The organism is Neobacillus novalis NBRC 102450 (assembly GCF_001591805.1).
In the GTDB taxonomy this organism is placed as follows: domain Bacteria; phylum Bacillota; class Bacilli; order Bacillales; family Cytobacillaceae; genus Neobacillus; species Neobacillus novalis.
The window spans coordinates 1-24,849 of the sequence record NZ_BCVP01000030.1 but is presented as its reverse complement, the minus strand read 5'-3'; the positions used below and the strand labels follow the sequence as shown (position 1 = coordinate 24,849).

The following is a 24,849-nucleotide window of genomic DNA, read 5'->3' as shown; positions in this document are numbered from 1 at the left end:
TGTTTTTAACAACTAGGGGTGAAAAAATGAATAAAGGGCAGCGTCTTATAAAAATAAGAGAGATTATTGCCGGCAATGATATTGAGACACAGGATGAGCTTGTTGATGAGCTCAAAAGTGCCGGCTATAATGTGACCCAAGCCACGGTTTCACGCGATATAAAAGAATTACACTTGGTTAAAGTACCATTACTTGATGGCCGTTATAAATACAGTCTGCCGGCAGACCAAAGATTTAATCCATTGCAAAAACTAAAACGTTCATTAGTCGACGCGTTTGTCAGAATTGATTCAGCGGGGCATTTATTAGTCATGAAGTGCTTGCCCGGTAATGCGATGGCCATTGGTGCGCTTATCGATCATCTTGATTGGGAAGAAATATTAGGAACGATTTGTGGTGACGATACGATATTAATTATTTGTCGCACACCGGAGGATACAGAAGTCGTTACCAATCGATTCCTAGATATGCTGTAATTGGGGGAGAGTTCCTTGTTAGCAGAATTGTCAATAAAAAATTTCGCCATAATTGAAGCCCTTTCTATCTCTTTTAAAAAGGGATTAACTGTTCTTACAGGGGAAACAGGTGCAGGTAAATCGATTATTATTGATGCCATTCATTTACTTACAGGTGGCAGAGGTTCAGCAGAGTTTGTCCGTCATGGAGAGGAAAAGGCAGAAATAGAAGGATTATTCCAACTTGATGATCCAGACCATCCTGTGATTAAGAAAGCTTTAGACTTTGGGATCGATATTGAAGAAGAAATGGTTGTATTACGGCGCGGTATTTCCCGAACAGGAAAAAGCGTTTGCCGTATAAACGGAAAGCTTGTAACGATATCAACACTTCGGGAAATTGGACGAACCCTTGTGGATATTCATGGTCAGCATGAACATCAGGAATTGATGGATGAGACCAAACATTTACAATTGCTTGATCAATTCGGTTCGGAAGAAATCTTAGCCTCGGAATCTGAATACCTGCAAGTATTTCGGCGTTACGAACAGACTTTACATAAGCTAAAAACTTTAAGTGAAAATGATCAGCAGACGGCCCACCGCCTTGATTTAATTCAATTTCAATTAGATGAAATTCAAAAGGCTGAATTAAAACTTCATGAAGATGAAGTGCTTTTTGAGGAAAAAAGAAAATTGGGGAATTTTGAAAGAGTATTTGAAGCGATTCAATCAGGTTATGCCGCGTTAAATGGAGACCAAAAAGGGCTTGATTGGATTGGCATGGTTATGGGGTACCTCGAAGATGCTGCAGCGCTTGATTCAAGCTATAAAGGAATTTTTGATTCCGTATCAAATAGTTTTTATCTGTTAGAGGATGCAGCAAGTTCATTAAGAAGTGAATTGGATGCGTTAGAATACGATCCGGAACGGCTAAATGAAATTGAAAACCGTTTAAATGAAATTAACCAGCTTAAACGGAAATACGGCAAAACAATCGATGAAATAGTAGAATATGCAGCGAAAATCGAAGAAGAAATTGAAACGCTCCAAAACAAAGAAACACATATAGCTGAATTGGAAAAAGAATTAACCTCGATTAGAAAAGACTTAGTTCTTGAAGCCAAGCAATTAACTGAACTTCGTCACAAATGGGCTGAAAAGCTAACACGATTAATACATAAAGAATTGAAGGAATTATATATGGCGAAAACCGTTTTTGAAATTCGTTTTGAATCCGACATTCAGCATTTTTCAAAAAATGGCGTTGACCATGTAGAGTTTTATATTTCAACCAACCCGGGAGAACCGTTGAAGCCTTTATCGAAAGTCGCTTCTGGAGGTGAGTTATCACGGATCATGCTAGCTCTAAAGAGTATTTTTTCCAAGCATCAAGGTGTGACTTCGATCATTTTCGATGAGGTAGATACGGGTGTGAGCGGGAGAGTTGCCCAGTCAATTGCGGAAAAAATTTATAAAGTTGCGATAGATTCCCAGGTGTTATGTATTTCTCATTTACCACAGGTGGCAGCTATGGCAGATACTCATTTATTTATTTCAAAGACGATTAAAGGCGGCAGAACGACAACTTCGGTTACTCCATTGTCTTTAGCAGATAAAATTAAAGAAATTGGCCGGATGATTTCCGGGGCGGAAATTACCGAACTTACCAAACAACATGCAGAGGAATTATTAAATTTAGCAGCAGAAAATAAAATAAGGTGAAATTTCAATCATTTAGAGGTCTTACCGCCCATTAATTCGGAAAAAATTGTAATGCTATCCATCTCGGGTAGCTTTTTTATGTTTATACCAGTTATAAATGCTTGTGAACGAGGCAAAATTAAAGATGTAGCCATTTTTAACTGTAGTAACTAGAAGCGAGGAGAGTGAAAATTTTGAGGTTTGAGATAATTAGAAAAATTATTGGTGGAATTCTCCTTGTTTCATTAGTTAGCCTTATTTTTTTTCAGCCTATGAGTCAATATTTAAGTATTCCCAAGACGATTACTGTTTTTGAAGGACAGGATTACACATTCAATAAGGCTGCCCCGGTATCAGCCGCCTTTGATTCTCACAATTCTAAAAACACGCTTGATCAGGAAAAACAATCGGTTACAGTAAAAGCAACTGAAAAAGGCAAGAATGAAATGCTGTTAGAATTTGCTGGTATTCCAATAAAAAAGGTCGATGTACATGTCTTAAAGGATTTTCGAGTCATTCCAGGCGGTCAATCAATAGGTGTCAAATTAAATACGGTTGGTGTCTTAGTTGTTGGCCACCATTTAATCAATACAACAGATGGAAAAAAGTCCCCAGGTGAAATTGCAGGAATAAAAATTGGGGATATTATTACAGAAATTAACGGCCGTAAAATAGAAAAAATGACCGATGTTGCTCCGTTTGTGCAAACGGCAGGACAAACAGGTAAAGCTCTCGATATCTCCATAAGCAGGGAAAGTGGAAAGATATCCACCAAACTCACCCCATTAAAAGATAAAGGGGAAAACACTTATAAGCTTGGTTTATATATTAGGGATTCTGCTGCAGGGATTGGGACAATGACCTTCATTCACCCTCAATCTAAAAAATATGGTGCCCTTGGGCATGTCATTTCAGACATGGATACAAAAAAACCAATTGTGGTCGAGGATGGCCAAATTGTTCGGTCAACCGTCACGTCCATTGAAAAAGGCAGTAATGGTGATCCCGGTGAAAAGCTTGCCCGCTTCTCAAATGACCGTGAAATCGTTGGGAATATTCAAAAGAATAGTCCGTTCGGAATTTTTGGAGAATTAAATGAAGAATTAAAAAATGGCGTTATGGATAAACCATTGCCAATTGCGTTATCTCATCAAGTGAAAGAAGGACCTGCAAAGATATTAACAGTGGTGAATAACGACCGAGTAGAAGAATTTAATATCGAAATTGTAAGCACAATTCCGCAAAAGTTTCCAGCTACTAAAGGGATGGTCATAAAAGTTACCGACCCTAGGCTCCTTGAAAAAACAGGAGGAATTGTTCAAGGGATGAGCGGAAGTCCGATTATCCAAGATGGAAAGCTAATCGGAGCCGTAACACATGTCTTTGTCAATGATCCGACCTCAGGTTATGGGGTGCATATAGAATGGATGCTGAATGAAGCTGGAATTAACATATACGAAACAGCAAAAAGCAAGGCTAGCTAACTTTTGAGCAAAATAGGGGAAAATCTCTATTTTGCTTTTTTATGTAAAAAGAATATTCGACAAAAACCAGTGATATATTGGAAATAAAGCGAATTTCGTCGAAAAGAAGAGAAAAACCAAGAAAAGATAAGTTTTTATCACTATTTTAAGAAATATTAAAAAAATGAGAGGAATTTTTGTTGCGTTGTCGAATTTGTAAATTAGAATAGAATTAAGAGATTACAGCTGATTATCGATTTAAGATGAAATAGAGATGAGTTGAACTTGAGGAGGAACAGGAATTGAAGAAAATAAAAGTTTGCGTCGTTGATGATAATAGGGAGCTAGTTGGATTATTGGAGGATTATATTTCATCCCAAGAAGATATGGAAGTGGTTGGGATTGCTCATAATGGCCAGGAGTGTTTAGACATGTTAGGGAGTGTAGACCCTGATGTTCTTGTTTTAGATATTATCATGCCCCATCTTGATGGTTTGGCCGTCCTTGAGCGTCTACGGGAGTTAAAAAGAGGGTCACTGCCAAATGTCATTATGCTGACAGCTTTTGGGCAGGAAGATGTGACGAAAAAAGCAGTTGAACTTGGAGCTTCCTATTTTATTTTGAAACCATTTGATATGGAGAATCTAGGGAATCATATCCGCCAAGTCAGCGGCAATAGCAATTCGTTTACTCGTAAGGCTTCGACGTCAAGCTATCGTTCTCAATCGGAACAAAAACCAAAAAATTTAGATGCAAGTATTACGAGCATTATTCATGAAATTGGTGTTCCGGCGCATATTAAAGGCTATTTATACTTGCGTGAAGCCATTTCAATGGTTTACAACGATATCGAGCTTCTTGGCTCAATCACGAAAGTATTATATCCGGATATTGCCAAAAAGTATAACACGACAGCAAGCCGAGTTGAGCGTGCAATTCGTCACGCCATCGAGGTAGCGTGGAGCCGCGGTAATATTGACTCGATATCCAGCCTTTTTGGATACACTGTCAGCATGTCAAAAGCAAAACCGACCAACTCGGAGTTCATCGCCATGGTCGCCGATAAATTACGCCTTGAGCATAAGGCTTCTTGAAAGGAAGAATAAAATAAAAGGCCTCAGCAATGAGGCTTTTTATTTTGAAGAATTATTGTTTTCCTTTTCCAATTCCATTATCTTTTGAATAAGAATATGTTGGGGCATATGCATAAGCTGTTCTATCGGTACTTTTAATTTTTTGGAAAGCTTGATTGCTGTTTCGGGTGATAATTGTAAAGGTTTCAATTGTAAGTCCTCCATTCTAAAGTTGGGAAGTGAAAAAATGACGCAGATTTTTGCACATCGCGGCTACGCTGTCTCTTTTGCTGAAAATACAATGGGTGCCTTTGGTGAAGCAGAAAAGGCAGGAGCGGATGGGATCGAACTCGATGTTCAATTGACGAAAGATGGTGAACTAGTTGTTATTCACGATGAAAAAGTCGACCGAACAACGAACGGTAATGGTTTCGTCAAAGACTTTTTATATAAAGAAATTAGAAAACTAAATGCCAATAAAAAAGGCGTTAAAAAAGAGCCGATTCCAGCCCTGGCAGAAGTCCTTGAACGGATGAAGACTAACAAGCTTCTATGTAATATTGAACTGAAAAACGGTCTGTTTCCTTATGAAGGTATGGAAGAAAAGGTCATTGATCTTGTTCAAAGCTACGGCCTCTCCAATCGGATTATTATTTCCTCTTTTAATCACTATAGTATCGTTTACAGTTATCGGCTGGCTCCGGAAATTGAAACAGCTCCGCTTTTTATTGAAGGCATATATATGCCGTGGATTTATTCACAATCGATAAGAGCAAAAGGGATTCATCCAAAACATTCTGCGATGTCAGATAAGATCATCGTTAATACGATGGCAAATGGAATTGCCGTAAGGCCCTATACCGTCAATAAAGATGCCGATATGCATCGTTTCTTTAAGATTAATTGCACGGCAATTATTACCGACGATACAGTTAAGGCACTTCGAATCCGGAAACAATATGAAAAGAGACCCTAGCGGCCTCTTTTCTTCCTTATTTTTTAAAACGAGTTTGGACCTTATTTCTCTTTTGATCGCGATGAAAAATAAATCCTGTTACAAACGCAAGACCGCCGATGAAAAAGAGTAGACCCACAAGAAATTGAAGCCACAAATAAGGGAATGGCGCCTGAAGAATCCCGAAGGTCATATCACGCATTAATTTTATCCCATAAGCGGCTAAAGCTCCTGGGATCAATAATATGATAAGGGCAAAAATACGTATCATAAATAGTTCCTTCCAATTGCTAATAATAATGACAAGGTATATCTAATTATATCTCAAGAAAATATTATTACATAGAAATAATTTGTCAAACATTGTGTTTGGTAATAAAATAGGGAGAGTGAAGGAAATTGCATGCTTTTACCTATGGAAGAATGAAAAATATTTCTTTAATTAAAAGGGGCAGAAAAAATGCAGAACGTTATGATTGTTGGGGCCGGTAAGGGTGGGACAGCAATCTTAAAAATTTTAAAAGAATCAGAAGTGTTACATGTTCAGGTGGTGATTGATCGAAATTTTGATGCACCAGGAATTATATTGGCTCAAGAAGAGGGGATTAAAACAGGGACCAATTGGCAGCCTTTTCTGACCGAAACTATCGATATCATCATTGAGGTAACCGGGAATGACGCAGTCTTTCAAGAATTAAGAAATGCAAAAAAGAAAAAAACAGTATTAATTCCAGGAAGCGTTGCTTTTCTGTTGTCGAAGCTTATGGAAGAGAAAGAAGATCTTATCGCTAAGCATCAAAATGAATCATATAAACAGGAACTGATTTTCAATGCAACGAATGATGGGATGATGGTGATTGACAATCATGGAACGGTCATCTTATTTAACAAACGCGCAGAAGAAATAATGGGAGTAAAAAAAGAGGAAGCATTAGGAAAACCCGTCGTTGAAGTCATACCCACAACCAGGCTGCCGCTCATTCTTGACACTAGAAGGATAGAAGCAAACCAAGAAATGGTCCTGAGTAATGATCGGAAAATCATTACCACCCGCATTCCGATCATTGAAGAAAACGGGACGTTAATTGGCGCATTTGCTGTCTTTAAAGATATTACCGAGGTTGTTAATCTGGCGGAGGAAATCACAGATTTAAAAGAAATCCAAACCATGCTTCAAGCGATTATCCATTCCAGTGATGATGCCATTTCTGTTGTCGATGAAAATGGCCGTGGAATACTCATCAATCCGGCCTATACCCGTATTACTGGTCTCACTAAAGAGCAAGTAATCGGCCAGCCTGCTACCGCGGACATCTCTGAGGGGGAAAGTATGCATATGAAGGTACTGCAAACCAGACGAGCTGTTCGGGGAACTCCGATGAGGGTAGGTCCAAATAAGAGGGAAGTCATCGTTAATGTCGCACCGATTATCGTCAAAGGGAAATTAAAAGGCAGTGTCGGGGTTATCCATGATATGTCGGAAATGAAATCGCTAAGCCGGGAATTAAGTCGCGCAAGACAAATAATCCGGAAACTAGAGGCAAAGTATACCTTTGAAGATATTATCGGAAAATCTGATGAAATGATGCTGGCCATTGAGCAGGCAAAGCTAGGGGCGAAAACCCCCGCAACCGTTCTGCTGCGGGGGGAATCGGGTACCGGAAAAGAATTGTTTGCCCATGCGATCCATAATGCAAGTGATCGAAAATATAACAAATTTATACGCGTCAATTGCGCCGCTATATCCGAATCCTTGCTTGAAAGCGAATTATTTGGCTACGAAGAAGGAGCCTTTTCCGGGGCAATAAGAGGTGGAAAACTTGGTTTCTTCGAAGAAGCGAATAATGGCAGCATTTTTCTTGATGAGATAGGTGAGCTTTCCGCCAATACCCAGGCTAAACTGCTGAGGGTTTTACAAGAGAATGAAATTACCCGTGTAGGCGGGACAAAGCCTGTTCCCATCAATGTTAGAATCATCGCAGCAACCAATGTTAATCTGGAAAAGGGTATTGCAAAAGGCTCCTTTAGGGAAGACTTATATTATCGTTTAAACCGTATGCCAATACATATTCCGCCCTTAAGAAAACGAAAAGAAGAGATTCCTGTATTAAGTGAAAGACTCATTCAAAAAATCAATCGTGATTATGGAAGAAATGTAGAAGGGGTTACCCAAGCAGCATTACTGCAGTTGATGGGCTACGACTGGCCCGGGAACGTGCGGGAATTAGAAAATATCCTTGGCAGGGCGATTATTTTTGTGAATTATTTTGAGACATTAATCGATGTCCATCATTTACCCGAATTAAACAATAAAAAATTAACCAATGAGCTTTCTGAAACCTATAGCAGCGCTTCTTTTACATTAAACCAATCGTTAACAGAAATGATGGATGAATACGAGGCAAAAATTATTCAGCAAACGCTTTTCCGCTTAAAGGGAAACAAAACCCTTACGGCCAAAACGCTGGGCTTGTCAGTAAGAAATCTATATTATAAACTTGAAAAATACAAACTTGAAAATAATAGCACGCAATAATTTTCATAGTATGAAAAAAGTTGCGTGGAAGAGAAAGAGAATAAAGCGTTTTCATGGAAGTTAGTTTTGGCACGAATCTTGCATATTACTATATCGGAGTTGCAGTAAGAGGAGAAAGGGTTGATGACAACTTGTTGCTGGATTCACTGATTGACAAAGCAGCCCAGGAAGGCACAAATACGGTTGCAGTTGCTGCAGCAGAAGATGCTGAAGTAATTGAAGCAGTTATCGATGCACTAGACCGAAATCTTGCTCGTTTTATCCTGTTCGGTGATAAAGAGAAAATTTCCTCACTCATCGAAATGAAAAAATTTGATTGGATGAATAATAATCGGCTGAAAATTGTGGATGCTGATTCTGAAGCCATTGCGGCTGAACTAGCTGTTAAAGCTGTTTTTAACAAAGAAGCAAATGTTTTGATGAAAGGCAATATTCCAAGCAATATCCTTTTAAAGGCGGTCTTAAATAAGGAATATGGTCTAAGAACAGGGAATGTTTTATCGCATGTTTCCTTTTTTGAAATTCCCGGTTATGACCAATTTACGATTATCACGGACGCAGCAATGAATATTGCGCCTGACTTGGAACAAAAAGCACAAATTATTAAAAATGCTGTTTTACTCGCCAAAGCTATTGGAATCGAAACTCCGAAAGTAGCGCCGATTGCTGCGGTAGAGGTAGTGAATCCTGCGATGCAGGCTACCGTGGATGCTGCTGCGTTAACAATGATGAATAAACGCGGTCAAATATCCGGGTGCATTGTTGACGGCCCGCTTGGGTTAGATAATGCCGTTTCAGCATTGGCTGCAGAACACAAAGGGATTTCGAGTGAAGTGGCCGGCAGAGCGGATATATTATTGGTTCCAACTATTGAGGTTGGAAATGTGTTATATAAATCATTAATTTACTTTGCAAAGGCAAAGGTTGGAGCGGTGATTGCCGGGGCGAAAGCGCCGATTGTGTTAACCTCAAGGGCCGATTCAGCGGAAAGTAAGCTTTACTCTCTTGCGTTAGCGTTATGCTGTGTTAAAAAATAGATACTCAAAATTCGAGGAGGAATATGAACATGGAAATCTTCAATTACTTAGAAAAATACGATTATGAGCAAGTGGTATTCTGTCAGGATAAACAATCGGGTTTAAAAGCGATCATCGCTATTCATGATACAACACTTGGACCTGCTTTAGGCGGAACCCGTATGTGGACATACGCATCAGAAGAAGCTGCGATTGAAGACGCCCTTCGTTTAGCAAAAGGGATGACATATAAGAATGCTGCTGCAGGTTTAAATCTCGGGGGCGGTAAAACAGTCATTATCGGCGACCCTCGAAAAGATAAAAATGAAGCAATGTTCCGTGCATTTGGCCGTTATATCCAAGGACTGAATGGCCGCTATATTACTGCGGAAGATGTAGGTACAACTGTTGCCGATATGGATTTAATTCACGAAGAGACAGATTACGTTACCGGAATCTCACCGGCCTTCGGTTCATCAGGCAATCCTTCTCCAGTAACGGCATTCGGCGTTTATCGCGGAATGAAAGCAGCGGCGAAAGAAGCCTTTGGCACTGATTCACTAGAAGGAAGAGTAGTGGCTGTTCAAGGTATTGGAAATGTAGCGTATACTCTTTGCCAATACTTACATGAAGAAGGCGCTCAGCTGATTGTAACCGATATTAATAAAGAAGCAGTAAATCGTGCGGTAGAAGCATTTGGCGCGCTTGCGGTAGACCCGGATGAAATTTATGGTGTCGAATGTGATATTTATGCTCCATGTGCTCTAGGAGCAACCATCAATGATGAAACGATTCCGCTGCTAAAGGCAAGAGTGATTGCCGGTTCAGCTAACAATCAATTGAAAGATACCCGCCATGGGGATATCATCCACGAAATGGGGATTGTTTATGCTCCGGATTATGTCATTAATGCCGGTGGTGTCATCAATGTTGCGGATGAACTCTATGGATACAACCAAGAACGGGCAATGAAGAAGGTTGAACAACTCTATACGACGATTGAAAAGGTAATAGAAATTTCAAAACGTGATGGTATTCCAACCTACGTTGCCGCAGATCGAATGGCTGAAGAGCGAATTGCAAGAATCCGTAATTCCAGAAGCCAATTCCTGCAAAATGGCCACCATATTTTAAGTCATAGAATCTCAAGATAGGCAAATTTTTCGTTAAATAGAAAACGGCAGGGCGCTGAATGGGAAATTCAGCGCATTTGCCTTTAATTTAGTTGTTTTGTTAAATGGAGGTTACTACGTTGCTAGATAATGAATATCGGATTCTCATCATCAACCCAGGCTCAACATCCACCAAGATTGGAGTCTTCGATAATGAAATTTCCATTTTTGAAAAAACCATCCGTCATGACTCCGTGATGATCAATAATTTTTCAACTATTATTGATCAATATGAATTTAGAAAAAACACTATTTTGGAAACACTGGATAATGAAGGAATTAACATTTCGAAATTATCGGCTGTTTGCGGACGCGGCGGCTTGCTCCGACCGATTGAGGGCGGTACATATGCAGTCAATGATACGATGCTGCAGGATTTACGTTCTGCTCATACAGGACAGCACGCATCAAACCTTGGCGCTATCATTGCCTCGGAAATCGCCTCAGGCCTTAATATTCCAGCGTTTATTGTCGATCCAGTCGTTGTCGACGAACTTGACCCGATTGCAAGAATCTCTGGATTTTCCTTAATTGAAAGAAAAAGTATTTTCCATGCTTTAAACCAAAAAGCAGTGGCAAGAAGAGTGGCAAAGGAATTAGGAAAAAAATATAACAACTTGAATCTGATTGTAACCCATATGGGTGGCGGGATAACCGTTGGCGTCCATAAGCAAGGCAAAGTTGTCGATGTTAACAATGGTTTGCACGGTGACGGCCCCTTTAGCCCAGTGCGTGCGGGGACGGTTCCTGCAGGGGATTTAATTGCTTTGTGTTTTTCAGGTGAGCATTACCGTGAAGAAATTATGAAGCGGCTTGTCGGTCAAGGAGGCCTTGTCGGCTACCTTGGAACAAATGATGCGGTAGAAGTAGAGCGAAGAATTGAAGCTGGCGATGAAGAGGCGCGGCTTGTTTATGACGCGATGGCCTATCAGGTTGCCAAAGAAATTGGTGCTGCCAGTGCTGTCCTTTCCGGCAAAGTAGATGCTATCATTTTAACAGGCGGACTTGCCTATGGAAAAGGCTTTGTGAAATCTATCACCGATAGGATTAATTGGATTGCTGATGTGATTGTACACCCTGGTGAAAACGAACTCCAAGCACTTGCAGAAGGAGCACTCCGCGTTTTACGGGGTGAAGAAAACGTAAAGACATATCCAGGGAATTTTACAACAGCAAAAATTTAACGGGAATGGGGAGGAAACATAAGTGGCACAAGAATACGATTTGGTCATTCTTGGCGGTGGAACAGGCGGCTATGTAGCGGCGATTCGCGCCTCACAGCTAGGCTTAAAAACAGCCATCGTTGAAAAAGGAAAACTTGGCGGAACCTGCCTTCATAATGGCTGCATTCCAAGTAAGGCGTTGCTAAGAAGCGCGGAGGTTTTTGCAACAGCAAAACGGGGTGAAGATTTTGGTGTTGTAACCGGCGAGGTTTCGGTTAATTTCGGAAAAGTACAAGAAAGAAAAAATAAAATTATCGATCAATTACATAAAGGTGTTCAGCATTTGATGAAGCAAGGAAAGATTGATGTTTATGAAGGGTTAGGCCGCATTTTAGGGCCATCGATTTTCTCGCCGATGCCTGGCACAATTTCAGTTGAAATGAACAATGGCGACGATAATGAAATGTTGATTCCAAAAAATGTAATTATTGCCACCGGATCAAGACCAAGGACACTGCCAGGGCTTGAAATTGATGGTGACTATGTCTTGTCCTCTGACGAAGCCTTACAGCTTGAAGCACTGCCAAGTTCAATTATTATTGTCGGAGGCGGCGTAATTGGGATTGAATGGGCCTCAATGCTTTCTGATTTCGGGGTTGAGGTGACGGTTCTTGAATATGCTGACCGGATCATTCCAACAGAAGACAAAGAAATTTCAAAGGAAATGCAGCGTTTGATGAAGAAAAAAGGGATTAAACTCGTAACAAGTGCCAAGGTTCTTCCGGAAACGCTTGTTAAGGATAACGGAGTTGCCATTTCTGCCGAGGTTAAGGGTGGAGTGAAGGAATTTAAAGCAGAGAAACTTCTCGTTTCGGTTGGCCGCCAAGCCAACACGGAGGGCATCGGACTTAATAATACAGAAATTCAAGTAGAGAAGGGCTTTATTGTAACAAATAAATTCTTCCAAACGAAGGAATCCCATATTTATGCGATAGGCGATGTAATTGGCGGCTTGCAATTGGCCCATGTTGCTTCGCATGAAGGAATTGTTGCGGTAGAGCATATCGCAGGGAATGACCCGTCTCCATTTGATTACAATCTAGTTTCTAGATGTATTTATAGTAATCCAGAGGTGTCGAGTGTAGGGATTACCGAGGATCATGCTAAAGAGAAAGGTCATAAAGTGAAGGTTGGTAAATTTTCTTTCCGTGCAATTGGGAAGGCACTTGTTTTTGGAGAATCAGATGGATTTGTGAAAATTATTGCTGATGAGGAAACCAATGATATTCTAGGGGTGCATATGATTGGTCCACATGTAACAGATATGATTACAGAGGCTGGGCTTGCGATGGTATTAGATGCAACACCATGGGAAATCGCCCACACGATCCATCCTCATCCAACTTTATCAGAAGCAATAGGTGAAGCCGCACTTGCGGTTGATGGGAAAGCTATCCATTCATAAGCATTATAGTCGAACAAATGGGAGGTAAATAATTAATGGTAGAAAAGCGTCATGAAGCTTTAGGTTTAAGCGACGGCAAGGTATTGGAAATATATGAAACAATGCTTTTGGCTCGTCGTATTGATGAACGGATGTGGTTATTGAACCGTGCCGGGAAAATCCCGTTTGTTATTTCATGTCAAGGGCAGGAAGCGGCCCAAGTAGGAGCGGCTTTTGCTCTTGATCGGGATAAAGATTACGTGCTGCCTTATTATCGTGATATGGGCGTCGTGTTAACGTTTGGGATGACACCAAAGGAACTGATGCTGTCAGGGTTTGCTAAAGCAGAAGATCCAAACTCGGGCGGTAGACAAATGCCAGGGCACTTTGGTCAAAAGAAAAATAGGATCGTGACTGGTTCATCGCCAGTTACAACTCAGGTTCCGCACGCAGTCGGTGTTGCCCTTGCCGGAAAAATGGAAAGAAAGGATCTGGTTACGTTTGTAACCTTTGGGGAAGGTTCTTCTAATCAAGGTGATTTCCATGAAGGGGCTAACTTCGCCGGTGTTCATAAGCTGCCAGTCATTTTCATGTGTGAAAATAATAAGTATGCGATTTCTGTTCCAATTGAAAAACAATTAGCTTGTGAAAAGGTGTCTGATCGTGCGATTGGTTACGGGATGCCGGGCATTACGGTTGATGGCAATGATCCATTGGAAGTATACAAAGCTGTTAAAGAGGCGGCTGACCGCGGGCGCCGCGGCGAGGGCCCAACATTGGTTGAAACAGTTTCTTATCGTCTCACACCGCATTCTTCTGATGATGACGACCGATCCTACCGCGCTCCGGATGAAGTGGCAAAGGCAAAAACACAAGATCCAATCATTACGTTTGGTGCTTATCTAAAGGAAACCGGCGTTATGAATGATGAAATAGAAAAAGAAATCAATGACCGTGTGATGAAGCAGGTAAATGAAGCGACTGATTATGCTGAAAATGCTCCTTATGCAGCACCAGAAGAAGCAATGAAATATGTATATGCGGACACGGAAGAGTAAGGGGGACATATCATGGCGATCATTTCATATATAGATTCAATTACAATGGCCATTCGTGAGGAAATGGAAAGAGATCCAAAGGTTTTTGTACTCGGAGAAGACGTTGGCGTAAAAGGCGGCGTATTTAAAGCGACACAAGGCTTATATGAGCAATTTGGTGAAGAACGTGTCATCGATACACCTCTCGCAGAATCAGCGATTGCCGGTGTTGGAATAGGTGCCGCGATGTACGGTATGCGACCAATTGCCGAAATGCAGTTTGCCGATTTTATTATGCCGGCCGTCAATCAGATTATCTCGGAAGCAGCTAAAATTCGCTATCGTTCGAATAACGATTGGAGCTGTCCGATGGTTATTCGTGCTCCATATGGCGGCGGCGTTCATGGCGCACTCTATCATTCCCAATCGGTTGAAGCAGTATTTGCCAACCAGCCTGGTTTGAAAATAGTGATGCCATCGACACCTTACGATGCAAAGGGCTTATTAAAAGCGGCGATTCGCGATAACGACCCAGTATTATTTTTCGAGCATAAACGGGCCTATCGTTTAATCAAGGGTGAGGTTCCGACAGATGATTACACTTTGCCAATCGGAAAAGCAGATGTGAAGCGTGAAGGAGAAGACATTACAGTTATTACTTATGGTCTTTGTGTTCATTTTGCCCTTCAAGCAGCGGAGAAATTAGCTAGTGATGGAATTTCTGCCCATATTCTCGATTTGCGCACTGTCTATCCTCTTGATAAAGAAGCAATCATCGAAGCTGCTTCCAAGACGGGGAAAGTCCTGCTTGTAACCGAGGATAACAAAGAAGGCAGCATTATCAGTGAAGTGTCAGCTATTATTGCAGAAAATTGTTTATTTGAATTAGATGCGCCTATTAAGCGGCTGGCTGGACCGGATGTACCGGCAATGCCATATGCACCAACGATGGAAAAATTCTTTATGATAAATCCCGACAAAGTCGAAAAAGCAATGCGCGAGCTTGCGGAGTATTGATAGAAAAGCGGAGGCGCCTTGGGCAGCCCCGACAAGCGCTTGAGGGCCTGACAGTGAAGTCGTTCTTTGACTTCATTGGCAGGACCGAAGCGATTCGAGGGGCTAGGCGCCGGAGCTGGACAATAGGAGGTATGAACAGTGGCAATTGAACAGATAAAAATGCCTCAGTTAGGGGAAAGTGTAACCGAAGGTACAATCAGTAAGTGGCTTGTTTCCGTAGGTGACAAAGTAAATAAATACGACCCTCTTGCAGAGGTAATGACAGATAAAGTAAATGCAGAAGTCCCTTCCTCCTTTACAGGTGTGATTAAAGAGTTAATTGCTGGTGAAGGTGATACATTAGCAGTAGGTGAGATTATCTGTACAATTGAGGTTGAAGGCGGTAAGCCTCAGGAAGCTGAAAAAGCTGAGAAAACCGCTGCAGCAACCATTGGTGCAGAATCAGGAATCCAAGCGGATCAAGGAAATAAAGCCCGTTACTCTCCAGCAGTGCTTAAAATTTCTCAAGAACATGGCATTGATTTAACTCAGGTGTCAGGCACCGGTGCGGGTGGACGAATTACAAGAAAAGATCTTCTGAAATTAATTGAGTCAGGAAATATCCCAGTAGCTGGCCAAAGGCTAGAAGCGCAGGTAGAGCCTGCAGCAGCCCCGGCTGCCAAACAAGAAGTGGCGCAGCCTGTTTCTAGTCCAGCGCAGGCGGCACCTGTGGTGAATATCCCAGTTACTGCTGGTGACATCGAAATTCCGGTAACAGGCATCCGAAAAGCGATTGCTGCTAATATGCTGCGCAGCAAGCACGAAGCACCACATGCTTGGACCATGATTGAAGTGGATGCAACCAACTTGGTTGACTATCGAAACTCACTAAAAGACGAGTTTAAGAAAAAAGAAGGCTTTAATTTAACGTTCTTTGCTTTCTTTGTGAAGGCAGTGGCACAGGCATTGAAAGAATTCCCACAAATCAATTCGATGTGGGCCGGGGAAAAAATTATCCAGAAAAAAGACATCAATATTTCGATTGCGGTTGCAACCGATGATGCACTTTATGTCCCAGTTATCAAGAATGCCGACGAAAAAACGATTAAGGGAATTGCACGTGAAATCTCCGAGCTTGCTGTAAAGGTTAGAACAGGGAAGCTTAGATCGGAGGATATGCAGGGTGGAACATTCACCGTGAACAATACAGGCTCTTTCGGCTCTGTTCAATCAATGGGTATCATTAATTACCCGCAGGCAGCGATTCTACAGGTGGAGTCAATTGTCAAGCGCCCAGTGGTTATGAATCATGGCATGATAGCTGTTCGCGACATGGTGAATCTATGTATGTCCCTTGATCACAGAGTATTAGATGGTCTCGTTAGCGGTCGTTTCTTACAACGTGTTAAAGAAATATTGGAAAATACTTCAAAATCAACAACCTCGATTTATTAATTAAACAACCGCTGCATATCGGGTGCAGCGGTTGTTTTGTTTTTAGGCGACCGTTTTCCATTGCCTCAATTCTATTTGTACCATAAAATAGTATTTAGAAGAGTTAATTGAATTTTACTTTAATTAGTAATTGAAAGGGGGATGAGGAGTTTGGAAAAAATAAAGAATCAGTCTTTTGCCTTAAAGACAAGGTATGAATGGGAAGAAAAAGCTGAAGCATCTCTAAAAGGCAAAACGGTCGAATCATTACAAACTACTACATATGAAAACATAGTTTTGAAACCGCTTTATACAAGACAGGATGAGCAGTCCGTTCCAGAATTCCCAGGTGGTTCCGATTTTAGAAGAGGGGTTTATCCTCTTGGATATATGAAAAATGAATGGAAAGCAGCACAGCGTATTACCTATCAAACACCACAAGAATTGCAGGAGAAACTCCACCAATCATTTGATAAAGGGCAATCTGCCATTTCATTTGATGTGAAAAAGGTGCTGTTTGAGGAGGAGAAAAGCCTAGTAAACATACTAGCAGGAATCTATCATCAATACCCATTTGCTATCAACGCAAAAGACTTACAAACGTCATTTCTTACAGAAGTAGCAGGGTTGGATGGCCACAATCAACTCTGCGGATATATTGGTTCCGACCCAATAGCTCTGTTTGCAGAAGAGGGAATTATTTCCAATGAATTTTTCACTGAATGGGTTAAGAATATCCAGCTATCAAATAGTAATTTTCCTAACTTACGCACAATCTTAATTGATTCTGTTCCTTATCATAATGGCGGGGCAAATGCTGTTCAAGAGCTTGGGATTGCCATCGCGGTAGGAGTCTATTATCTTGAAAAACTGCAGGAAAAAGGAATAGAGCTGGAGGAAATTTTAACGAAAATGATCTTCCAATTCTCGATTGGCAGTAATTATTTCATGGAAATAGCTAAACTGCGGGCAGCCCGCGTCCTCTGGAATCGAATAACCGAACTATATGGTGCAACAGAAGAAGTACGTGGGATGGTAATTGCTGCGGTAACTTCTTCTTTTACCAAAACTGTTCATGACCCCCACGTAAACCTGCTAAGAGGAGGGAATGAAGCCTTTGCAGCTATTATAGGTGGGATTCAATATTTACATGTAAGTCCTTATGATGAACTTACTGGTACAACACCGTTTTCTGAGAGAATCGCTAGAAATATCCAGCTGCTCTTAAAAGAAGAAGCGCATCTAAAAAAAGTAATAGATCCTGCCGGCGGTTCTTGGTATGTGGAAGCATTAACTAACCAACTCGCTGAGAAAGCGTGGGTCTTTTTCCAACAAATCGATTCATCAGGCGGAATTCTTGAAGTGTTAAAATCCAGCTGGCTCCAGCAGGAAATAACCGCTGTTTATGAAAAAAGGAATAGCGATATTCAAACAAGAAAACAAAGTATTGTTGGGACAAATGTCTTTGCTAATTTAGCTGATGCTGTACCTCAGAAACCACTAGTAAACGAGAAACCATATTTTGCTGATGGGGGAAAAATTGAAGCTATTCTCGAAAAACGGTTGGCCGAACCATATGAAGAATTGCGAAGAAAAGCAAAAAGTATCGAAGAAAAATTAGCTGCGAAGCCATCAGTAGGTTTGATTTGTATTGGGGAATTAAAACAGTATAAGGCAAGGCTTGATTTTATGAAGAGTTTTCTTGCTACGGGTGGCTTAGAAGTAGTAGAAAGTAATGCTATTTCATCCATAGAGACTGCAAAACAATTTGTCTCAGAACTGTCGACTAAGTACGTCTGTATCTTAGGTACAAATGATCAATATGAAACGATTGGTCATGAAATCCTAGCGGCATTAAAGGCTGAATTCCCAGAGCGGGTTTTTTATTTAGCAGGACTCCCCGAAAAGGAAAAACAAGACCAATGGATAAACGAAGGCATTAAGCAGTTTATCCATCTGAAAAGCAACTGCTATAAAACTCTGTCGGCAATCTTGAGCGAACTGGAGGTGAACACCAATGAAAAAACAAAAGCCTGATTTTCAAAATTTAGCATTGTTTGACGAGCAAAAGTTAATCACAAAAGAACAGTGGCAGAAAAAAGTCAAACAGGATATTGACATTTCCATTGAGGACCTACTGTTTGAAACAAATGAACAAATCGCTATAAAACCACTTTATACAAAAGAGGACCGGGAAGGGTTAGCGCATATTGATGATCTTCCGGGACTCCCACCTTATACAAGAGGACCGTATCCGACTATGTATGTCAATCGTCCATGGACGGTCAGACAATACGCAGGGTTTTCAACTGCTGAGGAAAGTAACGCCTTTTACCGGCGCAATCTAGCGATGGGGCAAAAGGGGTTATCGGTCGCCTTTGATTTAGCAACCCACCGCGGCTATGATTCCGACCATCCACGGGTTGTTGGTGATGTTGGGAAAGCGGGTGTGGCGATCGATTCTGTTCTCGACATGAAGACACTTTTTGACGGAATTCCATTGGATCAAATGTCCGTTTCGATGACAATGAACGGGGCCGTTCTTCCGATACTGGCTTATTTTATCGTAACGGCCGAAGAACAGGGAGTCAGTCAGGACAAACTATCAGGAACGATTCAAAATGATATTTTAAAAGAATATATGGTTCGTAACACGTATATTTACCCGCCGGAAATGTCGATGAAGATTATTGCCGATATTTTTGAATATACGTCAAAATACATGCCAAAGTTTAATAGTATCAGCATATCCGGCTACCACATGCAAGAGGCCGGGGCACCGGCCGATTTAGAGCTAGCCTATACACTTGCGGATGGTTTGGAATACGTAAGGACAGGCCTTAAGGCTGGAATTGAAATCGACTCATTTGCCCCAAGGCTGTCGTTTTTCTGGGCCATTGGGATGAATTACTTTATGGAAATAGCCAAAATGCGGGCGGCCCGCTTAATCTGGGCAAAAATGATGAAATCCTTCCAGCCAAAAAATGAAAAATCATTAGCATTACGAACCCATTCACAAACTTCCGGATGGAGTTTGACCGAGCAGGATCCTTTTAACAATGTTACTAGAACACTGATTGAGGCACATGCGGCAGTAATGGGGCATACCCAATCATTGCATACAAATGCCTTGGATGAGGCGATTGCCTTGCCAACTGACTTCTCGGCCCGAATCGCCCGCAATACCCAGTTATTTTTACAAGAAGAAACGGGAATGACGAAGGTTATTGATCCGTGGGCAGGCTCGTATTATGTTGAAAAATTGACCGATAAATTGGTGCAAAGAGCCTGGACACATATTGAAGAGATTGAAAGTCTTGGTGGAATGGCGCAGGCAATTGAAACAGGCCTGCCGAAGATGAGAATTGAGGAGGCAGCCGCTCGAAGACAGGCGCAAATTGATTCCGGGAAGGAAACAATTATTGGCGTCAATCGTTACCGCCTCGAAAAAGAAGAGGCTATTGATATTTTAGATATCGATAATACGGCTGTCCGCTTAAAACAAATCGAAAAATTAAATTCCTTGAAAGCCAGTCGTGATGACCATAAAGTGGAAGAAGCACTGAGCGCTTTAACGAAGGCAGCGGAAACAGGTGAGCAAAACTTATTGGAGCTCGCAGTACAGGCCGCACGAGTGCGAGCGACACTTGGTGAAATTTCTGATGCGCTTGAGTCGGCTGCCGGCAGACATAAAGCAATCATCCGCTCGATAAGCGGTGTATATAGTACAGCGTTTAACAATGAGGAGGAAATCACGGAAGTACAAAAAATGACCTATGAATTTCTTGAAAATGAAGGCAGAAGACCAAGAATATTAGTGGCGAAGATGGGCCAGGACGGTCATGACCGCGGCGCGAAGGTCATTGCCACTGCATTTGCCGATCTCGGCTTTGATGTCGATATCGGTCCATTGTTCCAAACGGCTGAAGAATCCGCATTACAGGCAGTTGAAAACGATGTTCATGTAATTGGCATGAGTTCACTTGCCGCCGGGCATAAAACGTTGTTACCACAGTTAGTGGAGGAACTAAGAAGATTAGGCAGGGAAGATATATTGGTTGTTATTGGCGGAGTTATTCCTGCCCAAGATTATCAATTCTTATATGACCACGGTGCATCAGCTATCTTTGGGCCAGGGACAATTATTCCTGTTGCAGCCCAAAAGGTCATTAAGGAGATTTATAAACAACTTGGTTATGAGGAAGTGTCAGAGTAATGGCGACGGATCATAAACCGGAGTGGAGTGACCCAAATAATCCTGAAAATTGTTCAAGTATCGTAAGAAAAGGTCAGGAGCATGAAGGGCAATCGGCTTCGATTCAAAAAAATATCCGTTTTCAAAAACGCAGGAACTCGGAACCATCAGTTGATGAGCTTTATGAAGGTGTAATAAAAGGTGAACGGAGTCTACTAGCAAGGGCCCTCACCCTAGTGGAAAGCAATGCTGAACAGCATTTCCAAAAAGCACAGCAGCTCTTGCAAAAACTTCTGCCTAATGGCGGCAAATCCATTCGCATTGGCATCACCGGTGTCCCCGGCGCAGGCAAAAGTACCTTTATTGAAGCCTTTGGGAGTTATTTATGTGACCTCGGTCACCGGGTTGCCGTTCTGGCCATTGACCCAAGCTCGAGTATTAGCGGCGGCAGTATTCTTGGAGACAAAACAAGGATGGAGCAATTGGCGAGAAACCCAAGAGCCTTCATCCGCCCCTCACCAACTGCGGGAAAGCTTGGCGGGGTACACCGGAAAACAAGGGAATCACTGCTGATTTGTGAAGCGGCGGGCTATGATGTGATTTTAATCGAAACAGTAGGGGTTGGCCAAAGTGAAGTCATTATTCGGGATATGGTCGACTTTTTTATGCTCCTTGTGCTAACAGGAGCAGGTGACGAATTGCAAGGGATGAAAAAGGGAATCATGGAACTGGCTGATGCGATCCTTGTTCACAAAGCGGATGGAGCAAATAAGCAGAAGGCGGAGCAGACAAGAAAAGAGTATAACCGCATCCTCCACTTTCTGCAGCCAGCTACAAAGGGCTGGGCAACAAAAGCGTATACATGCTCCTCGATGACCCAGGAGGGCATCAGTGAAATCTGGAGGGTCATTCAATCCTTTGAACAAACAGGCAAAGCATCAGGAGTGTTTAACGAAAGAAGGAAAAGCCAAGCAAGAGAATGGCTTTATTCGATGATTACCGATCAGCTCGAATTCCATTTCTATCAACACCGTGGGATAAGAAATCAGCTGCCTAAGTTGGAAAATGAAGTTATTGCGGGAGAAAAGACGGTCGCAGCTGCTGTTGAAACTCTATTTAATACCTTTTTAACGAATAAAGAATAATCATTTCATTTGGAAAAAGCACATTATAACTGGTATGATGTAGTTATGTAAAACACTAAGGAGTGACATTTTTATGAGCATGGACTTTAACTTTTTTATGAATGATGTGGTTAACCAGGCACGTCAAGAAATCGTGTCTGCTGGGTATAAAGAACTAAAAACAGGTGCGGATGTAGAAGAAGCACTTGCACAAAAAGGCACAACGTTAGTGATGATTAACTCTGTTTGTGGCTGTGCCGGCGGCGTTGCCCGTCCTGCAGCTGCTCATGCTGTTCATTATGATAAGCGTCCAGATCACCTGGTTACCGTTTTTGCCGGACAGGATAAGGAAGCAACCGAAACAGCGAGAAGCTTTTTCACCGGTTATCCGCCATCCTCACCATCTTTTGCGTTATTAAAAGATGGAAAGATTCTCTCAATGGTCGAAAGACATCAAATTGAAGGCTTTGATCCAGCAACGGTCGTTTCAAAACTGCAAAAAGAATTTGATGAAAACTGTGAAGAATTTTAAGCTGAAATCATCAGGACTAATCTCTTATTGCGGTTAGTCCTTTTTCTATGGAAAAAATTACAGTAAAAAAATATATACGAATTTTTAAAAACATATTTGCATAATTATTAGTTTGTGTTAAAATTCATTACATTGAATAATTATTAATCAAATAATCTATCTATCTTGAAAATGAGATGAATATTACGAGTTCAAATTTTCGGATAAATTATAGGAGGAAAACAAATGAAAAAGGGCTTTATTTTATTATTTACCATGATGCTGACAGTAGGAGTGCTTGCCGCATGCGGTACGAGCGATAAAGCAAATAAGAAAAGCGGGGATAAGAAGGTATTAGTAATGGCAACCTCTGCGGATTACCCGCCATTTGAATATGTTGAAACGGGAAAAAGTGATGAAATCATTGGCTTTGATGCAGATCTAGCTAAAGCAATTACGAAAAACCTTGGATACGAAGTCAAGGTTAAGGATATGGATTTCAGTGGTTTAGTTCAATCCTTGAAATCTGGACAAGCCGATTTTGTCCTAGCGGGAATGACGCCAACGGAAAAAAGGAAAAAGAACGTTGATTTCAGTGATATTTATTTTACAGCCCATCACTTAATAGTTTCTAAAAAAGACAGCGGCATTAAATCGATTGCGGATTTAAAAGGAAAAACGGTTGGTGTTCAGCTTGGCTCGATTCAAGAAGGGAAAGCACAGGAAATCAATAAAGAAGTGCCGATTAAAATTGAAAACCGTAATCGTATTCCAGATCTCATTCAAGAAATCAAATCAGGCCGTTTTGATGCTGCGATTATTGAAGACACAGTAGCAAAAGGGTATTTGGAGAAAGAAAAAGATTTTGCAGGCTTCACCCTTAGTGATGACCCTAAAGAAGCAGGTTCTGCAATTGCCTTTCCGAAAAACAGTGAGTTAACAGCGAAATTTAACAAAGAGTTAAAGAAAATGAAAGATAACGGCGAGCTGCAAAAATTTGTTGTGAAGTGGTTCGGCGGGGAACAATAATCTAGATTCGCATGAGACGTTCGATTCTGAGCGTCTCTAAACATTTTTATTAAAGAGAGGACGGAAGATGAATGAACTTAGATTTTACTCAATTCATTCCCTCCATGCCATATATTTTAAAGGGTATTTTAGTTACCCTTCAGATTGTGCTATTAGCTGGGGTATTAGGGTTTGCACTTGGAATCATTTTATCATTATTTAAAATTAGTTCGGTAAAAATTCTTAACTGGGTTGCGGATGTGTATACCTCGATTTTCCGAGGGACACCGTTAGTATTGCAATTGATGTTGATTTATTATGGTTCACCGCAGCTAATCGGCTATCAAATTGAGCCATATACTGCGGCCATTTTATCATTTGCACTTAATTCAGGTGCCTATATTTCAGAAATTATCCGGGCAGGAATTCTCGCTGTTGATAAAGGCCAGCAAGAAGCAGCGATGGCATTAGGTGTGCCGTATAGAAAAATGATGTGGGATATCATTCTGCCGCAAGCACTTAAAAATATCCTTCCAGCGTTAATGAACGAATTTATTACCCTAACCAAGGAATCGGCGATTGTCACCACAATCGGGGTTATGGATATTATGCGTCGTTCTTATCAAGTGGGGGCGGAAAACTACTCGTTTTTTGAACCATTATTAATAGCGGGTTTAATTTATTACTTAATGGTGATTACCTTGACCTTCTTAGGAAAAGCGCTTGAAGGGAGAATGAGACGCAGTGATTAAGATCGAAAACTTGTATAAGAACTATGGAAAACTAGAAGTTCTAAAAGGCATTTCCACCTCCATTAATAAAGGGGAAGTCGTAGCAATCATCGGCCCTTCAGGATCTGGTAAATCTACTTTCCTCCGTTGTTTGAATCTACTTGAAGAACCAACTGACGGGAAGATTTGGGTAGGAAATGAAGATGTTACCGATAAAAAAACAAACATTATGAAGGTGCGGCAAAATGTCGGTATGGTTTTTCAGCACTTTCATTTGTTTCCGCATAAAACCGTTTTGCAAAATCTTACTTATGCACCTATTAAAGTAAAAGGGCTATCAAAGGATCAAGCGGAAAAAGTAGCCTATAAGCTATTGGAACAAGTAGGCTTATCGGAAAAAGCCAATGAATATCCTACAAAATTATCTGGCGGGCAAAAACAAAGGGTGGCGATTGCCCGAGCGTTGGCGATGGAGCCGGAGGTTATGCTGTTTGATGAACCAACGTCTGCTCTTGATCCGGAAATGGTCAAGGAGGTTCTTGAGGTCATGAAATCGCTTGTCGATACAGGCATGACGATGGCGATTGTGACACATGAAATGGGCTTTGCAAGGGAAGTCGCTGACCGGGTTCTGTTTCTTGATGGCGGCATACTCGTTGAAGATGCCCCGCCAAAAGAATTCTTCGCCAATCCAAAAAGCAAAAGGGCACAGGATTTCTTGCAAAAAATGCTTTAATAAGGATATGCTAAAGATGGTCTTAAGGGATCATCTTTTTACTTTACAGATAAGAAAGTATAAATTTTTGACTTTGAGAAATGTCTAGCTCCAGCG

22 protein-coding genes are annotated in these 24,849 nt (G+C 41.3%); 20 read left to right on the top strand and 2 right to left on the bottom strand.

The genetic code is table 11. The features are described from left to right. Nucleotides 1-26: 26 nt before the first annotated feature. The 4 genes from ahrC to spo0A all read left to right on the top strand — a co-directional run bounded on the left by ahrC (nt 27) and on the right by spo0A (nt 4,716). On the top strand, nt 27-476 hold the full coding sequence (ahrC, locus tag BANVL01_RS20075; RefSeq protein ID WP_066089659.1) for a transcriptional regulator AhrC/ArgR: 450 nt from the start codon (nt 27-29) through the stop codon (nt 474-476). Nucleotides 477-491: 15 nt separating this feature from the next. Next, on the top strand, nt 492-2,180 hold the full coding sequence (gene recN, locus BANVL01_RS20070; RefSeq protein ID WP_066089656.1) for a DNA repair protein RecN: 1,689 nt from the start codon (nt 492-494) through the stop codon (nt 2,178-2,180). Nucleotides 2,181-2,353: 173 nt separating this feature from the next. Next, nucleotides 2,354-3,643 carry a SpoIVB peptidase gene (gene spoIVB, locus BANVL01_RS20065; RefSeq protein WP_066089653.1) on the top strand — a complete coding sequence of 430 codons (1,290 nt, stop codon included), beginning with the start codon at nt 2,354-2,356 and terminating at the stop codon, nt 3,641-3,643. A gap of 281 nt (nt 3,644-3,924) precedes the next feature. Beyond that, a complete protein-coding gene (gene spo0A / locus BANVL01_RS20060; RefSeq protein ID WP_066089652.1) occupies nt 3,925-4,716 on the top strand; it encodes a sporulation transcription factor Spo0A in 792 nt (263 codons plus the stop codon). A 39-nt stretch (nt 4,717-4,755) separates the two neighbouring features. Here spo0A and BANVL01_RS26925 read toward each other — a convergent pair whose 3' ends face one another. Continuing rightward, nucleotides 4,756-4,905 carry a YycC family protein gene (locus BANVL01_RS26925; protein WP_066089649.1) on the bottom strand — a complete coding sequence of 50 codons (150 nt, stop codon included), beginning with the start codon at nt 4,903-4,905 and terminating at the stop codon, nt 4,756-4,758. A gap of 37 nt (nt 4,906-4,942) precedes the next feature. Between BANVL01_RS26925 and BANVL01_RS20055 the strand changes: the two genes are divergently transcribed. Beyond that, the gene (locus BANVL01_RS20055; RefSeq protein ID WP_066089644.1) at nt 4,943-5,671 is read left to right on the top strand and encodes a glycerophosphodiester phosphodiesterase; all 729 of its coding nucleotides are present in this window, start codon (nt 4,943-4,945) and stop codon (nt 5,669-5,671) included. Between the two features lie 16 nt (nt 5,672-5,687). Here the strand turns inward: BANVL01_RS20055 and BANVL01_RS20050 are convergent, their stop codons facing one another. Beyond that, complete coding sequence (locus BANVL01_RS20050) at nt 5,688-5,921, bottom strand: DUF2627 domain-containing protein (RefSeq protein ID WP_066089641.1); 234 nt, start codon at nt 5,919-5,921, stop codon at nt 5,688-5,690. Between the two features lie 189 nt (nt 5,922-6,110). On the opposite strand from BANVL01_RS20050, the gene BANVL01_RS20045 reads away from it, so the two are divergent. From BANVL01_RS20045 to BANVL01_RS19975, 15 genes are all read left to right on the top strand, one after another. Then, complete coding sequence (locus tag BANVL01_RS20045) at nt 6,111-8,186, top strand: sigma-54 interaction domain-containing protein (RefSeq protein ID WP_066089638.1); 2,076 nt, start codon at nt 6,111-6,113, stop codon at nt 8,184-8,186. 131 nt (nt 8,187-8,317) lie between these two features. Next, nucleotides 8,318-9,223: a phosphate butyryltransferase gene (gene yqiS / locus BANVL01_RS20040; RefSeq protein WP_066096743.1), complete on the top strand. Its 906-nt coding sequence runs from the start codon at nt 8,318-8,320 to the stop codon at nt 9,221-9,223. A 23-nt stretch (nt 9,224-9,246) separates the two neighbouring features. Continuing rightward, the gene (gene bcd, locus BANVL01_RS20035; protein ID WP_180321546.1) at nt 9,247-10,356 is read left to right on the top strand and encodes a branched-chain amino acid dehydrogenase; all 1,110 of its coding nucleotides are present in this window, start codon (nt 9,247-9,249) and stop codon (nt 10,354-10,356) included. Nucleotides 10,357-10,439: 83 nt separating this feature from the next. Further along, nucleotides 10,440-11,558, top strand: coding sequence for a butyrate kinase (buk, locus tag BANVL01_RS20030; RefSeq protein WP_172800872.1), 1,119 nt, complete (start codon nt 10,440-10,442; stop codon nt 11,556-11,558). Between the two features lie 22 nt (nt 11,559-11,580). Beyond that, the gene (gene lpdA / locus BANVL01_RS20025; protein WP_066089629.1) at nt 11,581-13,002 is read left to right on the top strand and encodes a dihydrolipoyl dehydrogenase; all 1,422 of its coding nucleotides are present in this window, start codon (nt 11,581-11,583) and stop codon (nt 13,000-13,002) included. A 35-nt stretch (nt 13,003-13,037) separates the two neighbouring features. After that, complete coding sequence (locus tag BANVL01_RS20020; RefSeq protein WP_066089626.1) at nt 13,038-14,039, top strand: thiamine pyrophosphate-dependent dehydrogenase E1 component subunit alpha; 1,002 nt, start codon at nt 13,038-13,040, stop codon at nt 14,037-14,039. A gap of 12 nt (nt 14,040-14,051) precedes the next feature. Beyond that, complete coding sequence (locus BANVL01_RS20015; RefSeq protein WP_066089623.1) at nt 14,052-15,035, top strand: alpha-ketoacid dehydrogenase subunit beta; 984 nt, start codon at nt 14,052-14,054, stop codon at nt 15,033-15,035. A 138-nt stretch (nt 15,036-15,173) separates the two neighbouring features. After that, nucleotides 15,174-16,469, top strand: a complete 1,296-nt coding sequence (locus BANVL01_RS20010) for a dihydrolipoamide acetyltransferase family protein (RefSeq protein ID WP_066089620.1) — start codon at nt 15,174-15,176, stop codon at nt 16,467-16,469. 141 nt (nt 16,470-16,610) lie between these two features. Beyond that, a complete protein-coding gene (locus BANVL01_RS20005) occupies nt 16,611-18,485 on the top strand; it encodes a methylmalonyl-CoA mutase subunit beta (RefSeq protein WP_066089619.1) in 1,875 nt (624 codons plus the stop codon). Continuing rightward, nucleotides 18,466-20,664, top strand: coding sequence for a methylmalonyl-CoA mutase (gene scpA, locus BANVL01_RS20000; RefSeq protein WP_066089616.1), 2,199 nt, complete (start codon nt 18,466-18,468; stop codon nt 20,662-20,664). The genes BANVL01_RS20005 and scpA overlap by 20 nt, the downstream gene beginning before the upstream one ends. Continuing rightward, nucleotides 20,664-21,788 carry a methylmalonyl Co-A mutase-associated GTPase MeaB gene (gene meaB, locus BANVL01_RS19995; RefSeq protein WP_066089613.1) on the top strand — a complete coding sequence of 375 codons (1,125 nt, stop codon included), beginning with the start codon at nt 20,664-20,666 and terminating at the stop codon, nt 21,786-21,788. The genes scpA and meaB overlap by 1 nt, the downstream gene beginning before the upstream one ends. A gap of 73 nt (nt 21,789-21,861) precedes the next feature. Beyond that, nucleotides 21,862-22,299: a BrxA/BrxB family bacilliredoxin gene (locus BANVL01_RS19990; RefSeq protein WP_066089610.1), complete on the top strand. Its 438-nt coding sequence runs from the start codon at nt 21,862-21,864 to the stop codon at nt 22,297-22,299. Between the two features lie 225 nt (nt 22,300-22,524). Beyond that, nucleotides 22,525-23,307 carry a transporter substrate-binding domain-containing protein gene (locus BANVL01_RS19985; RefSeq protein ID WP_066089607.1) on the top strand — a complete coding sequence of 261 codons (783 nt, stop codon included), beginning with the start codon at nt 22,525-22,527 and terminating at the stop codon, nt 23,305-23,307. Nucleotides 23,308-23,378: 71 nt separating this feature from the next. Next, nucleotides 23,379-24,038: an amino acid ABC transporter permease gene (locus BANVL01_RS19980; protein WP_066089603.1), complete on the top strand. Its 660-nt coding sequence runs from the start codon at nt 23,379-23,381 to the stop codon at nt 24,036-24,038. Beyond that, complete coding sequence (locus BANVL01_RS19975) at nt 24,031-24,753, top strand: amino acid ABC transporter ATP-binding protein (RefSeq protein ID WP_066089601.1); 723 nt, start codon at nt 24,031-24,033, stop codon at nt 24,751-24,753. The genes BANVL01_RS19980 and BANVL01_RS19975 overlap by 8 nt, the downstream gene beginning before the upstream one ends. Nucleotides 24,754-24,849 lie beyond the last annotated feature (96 nt).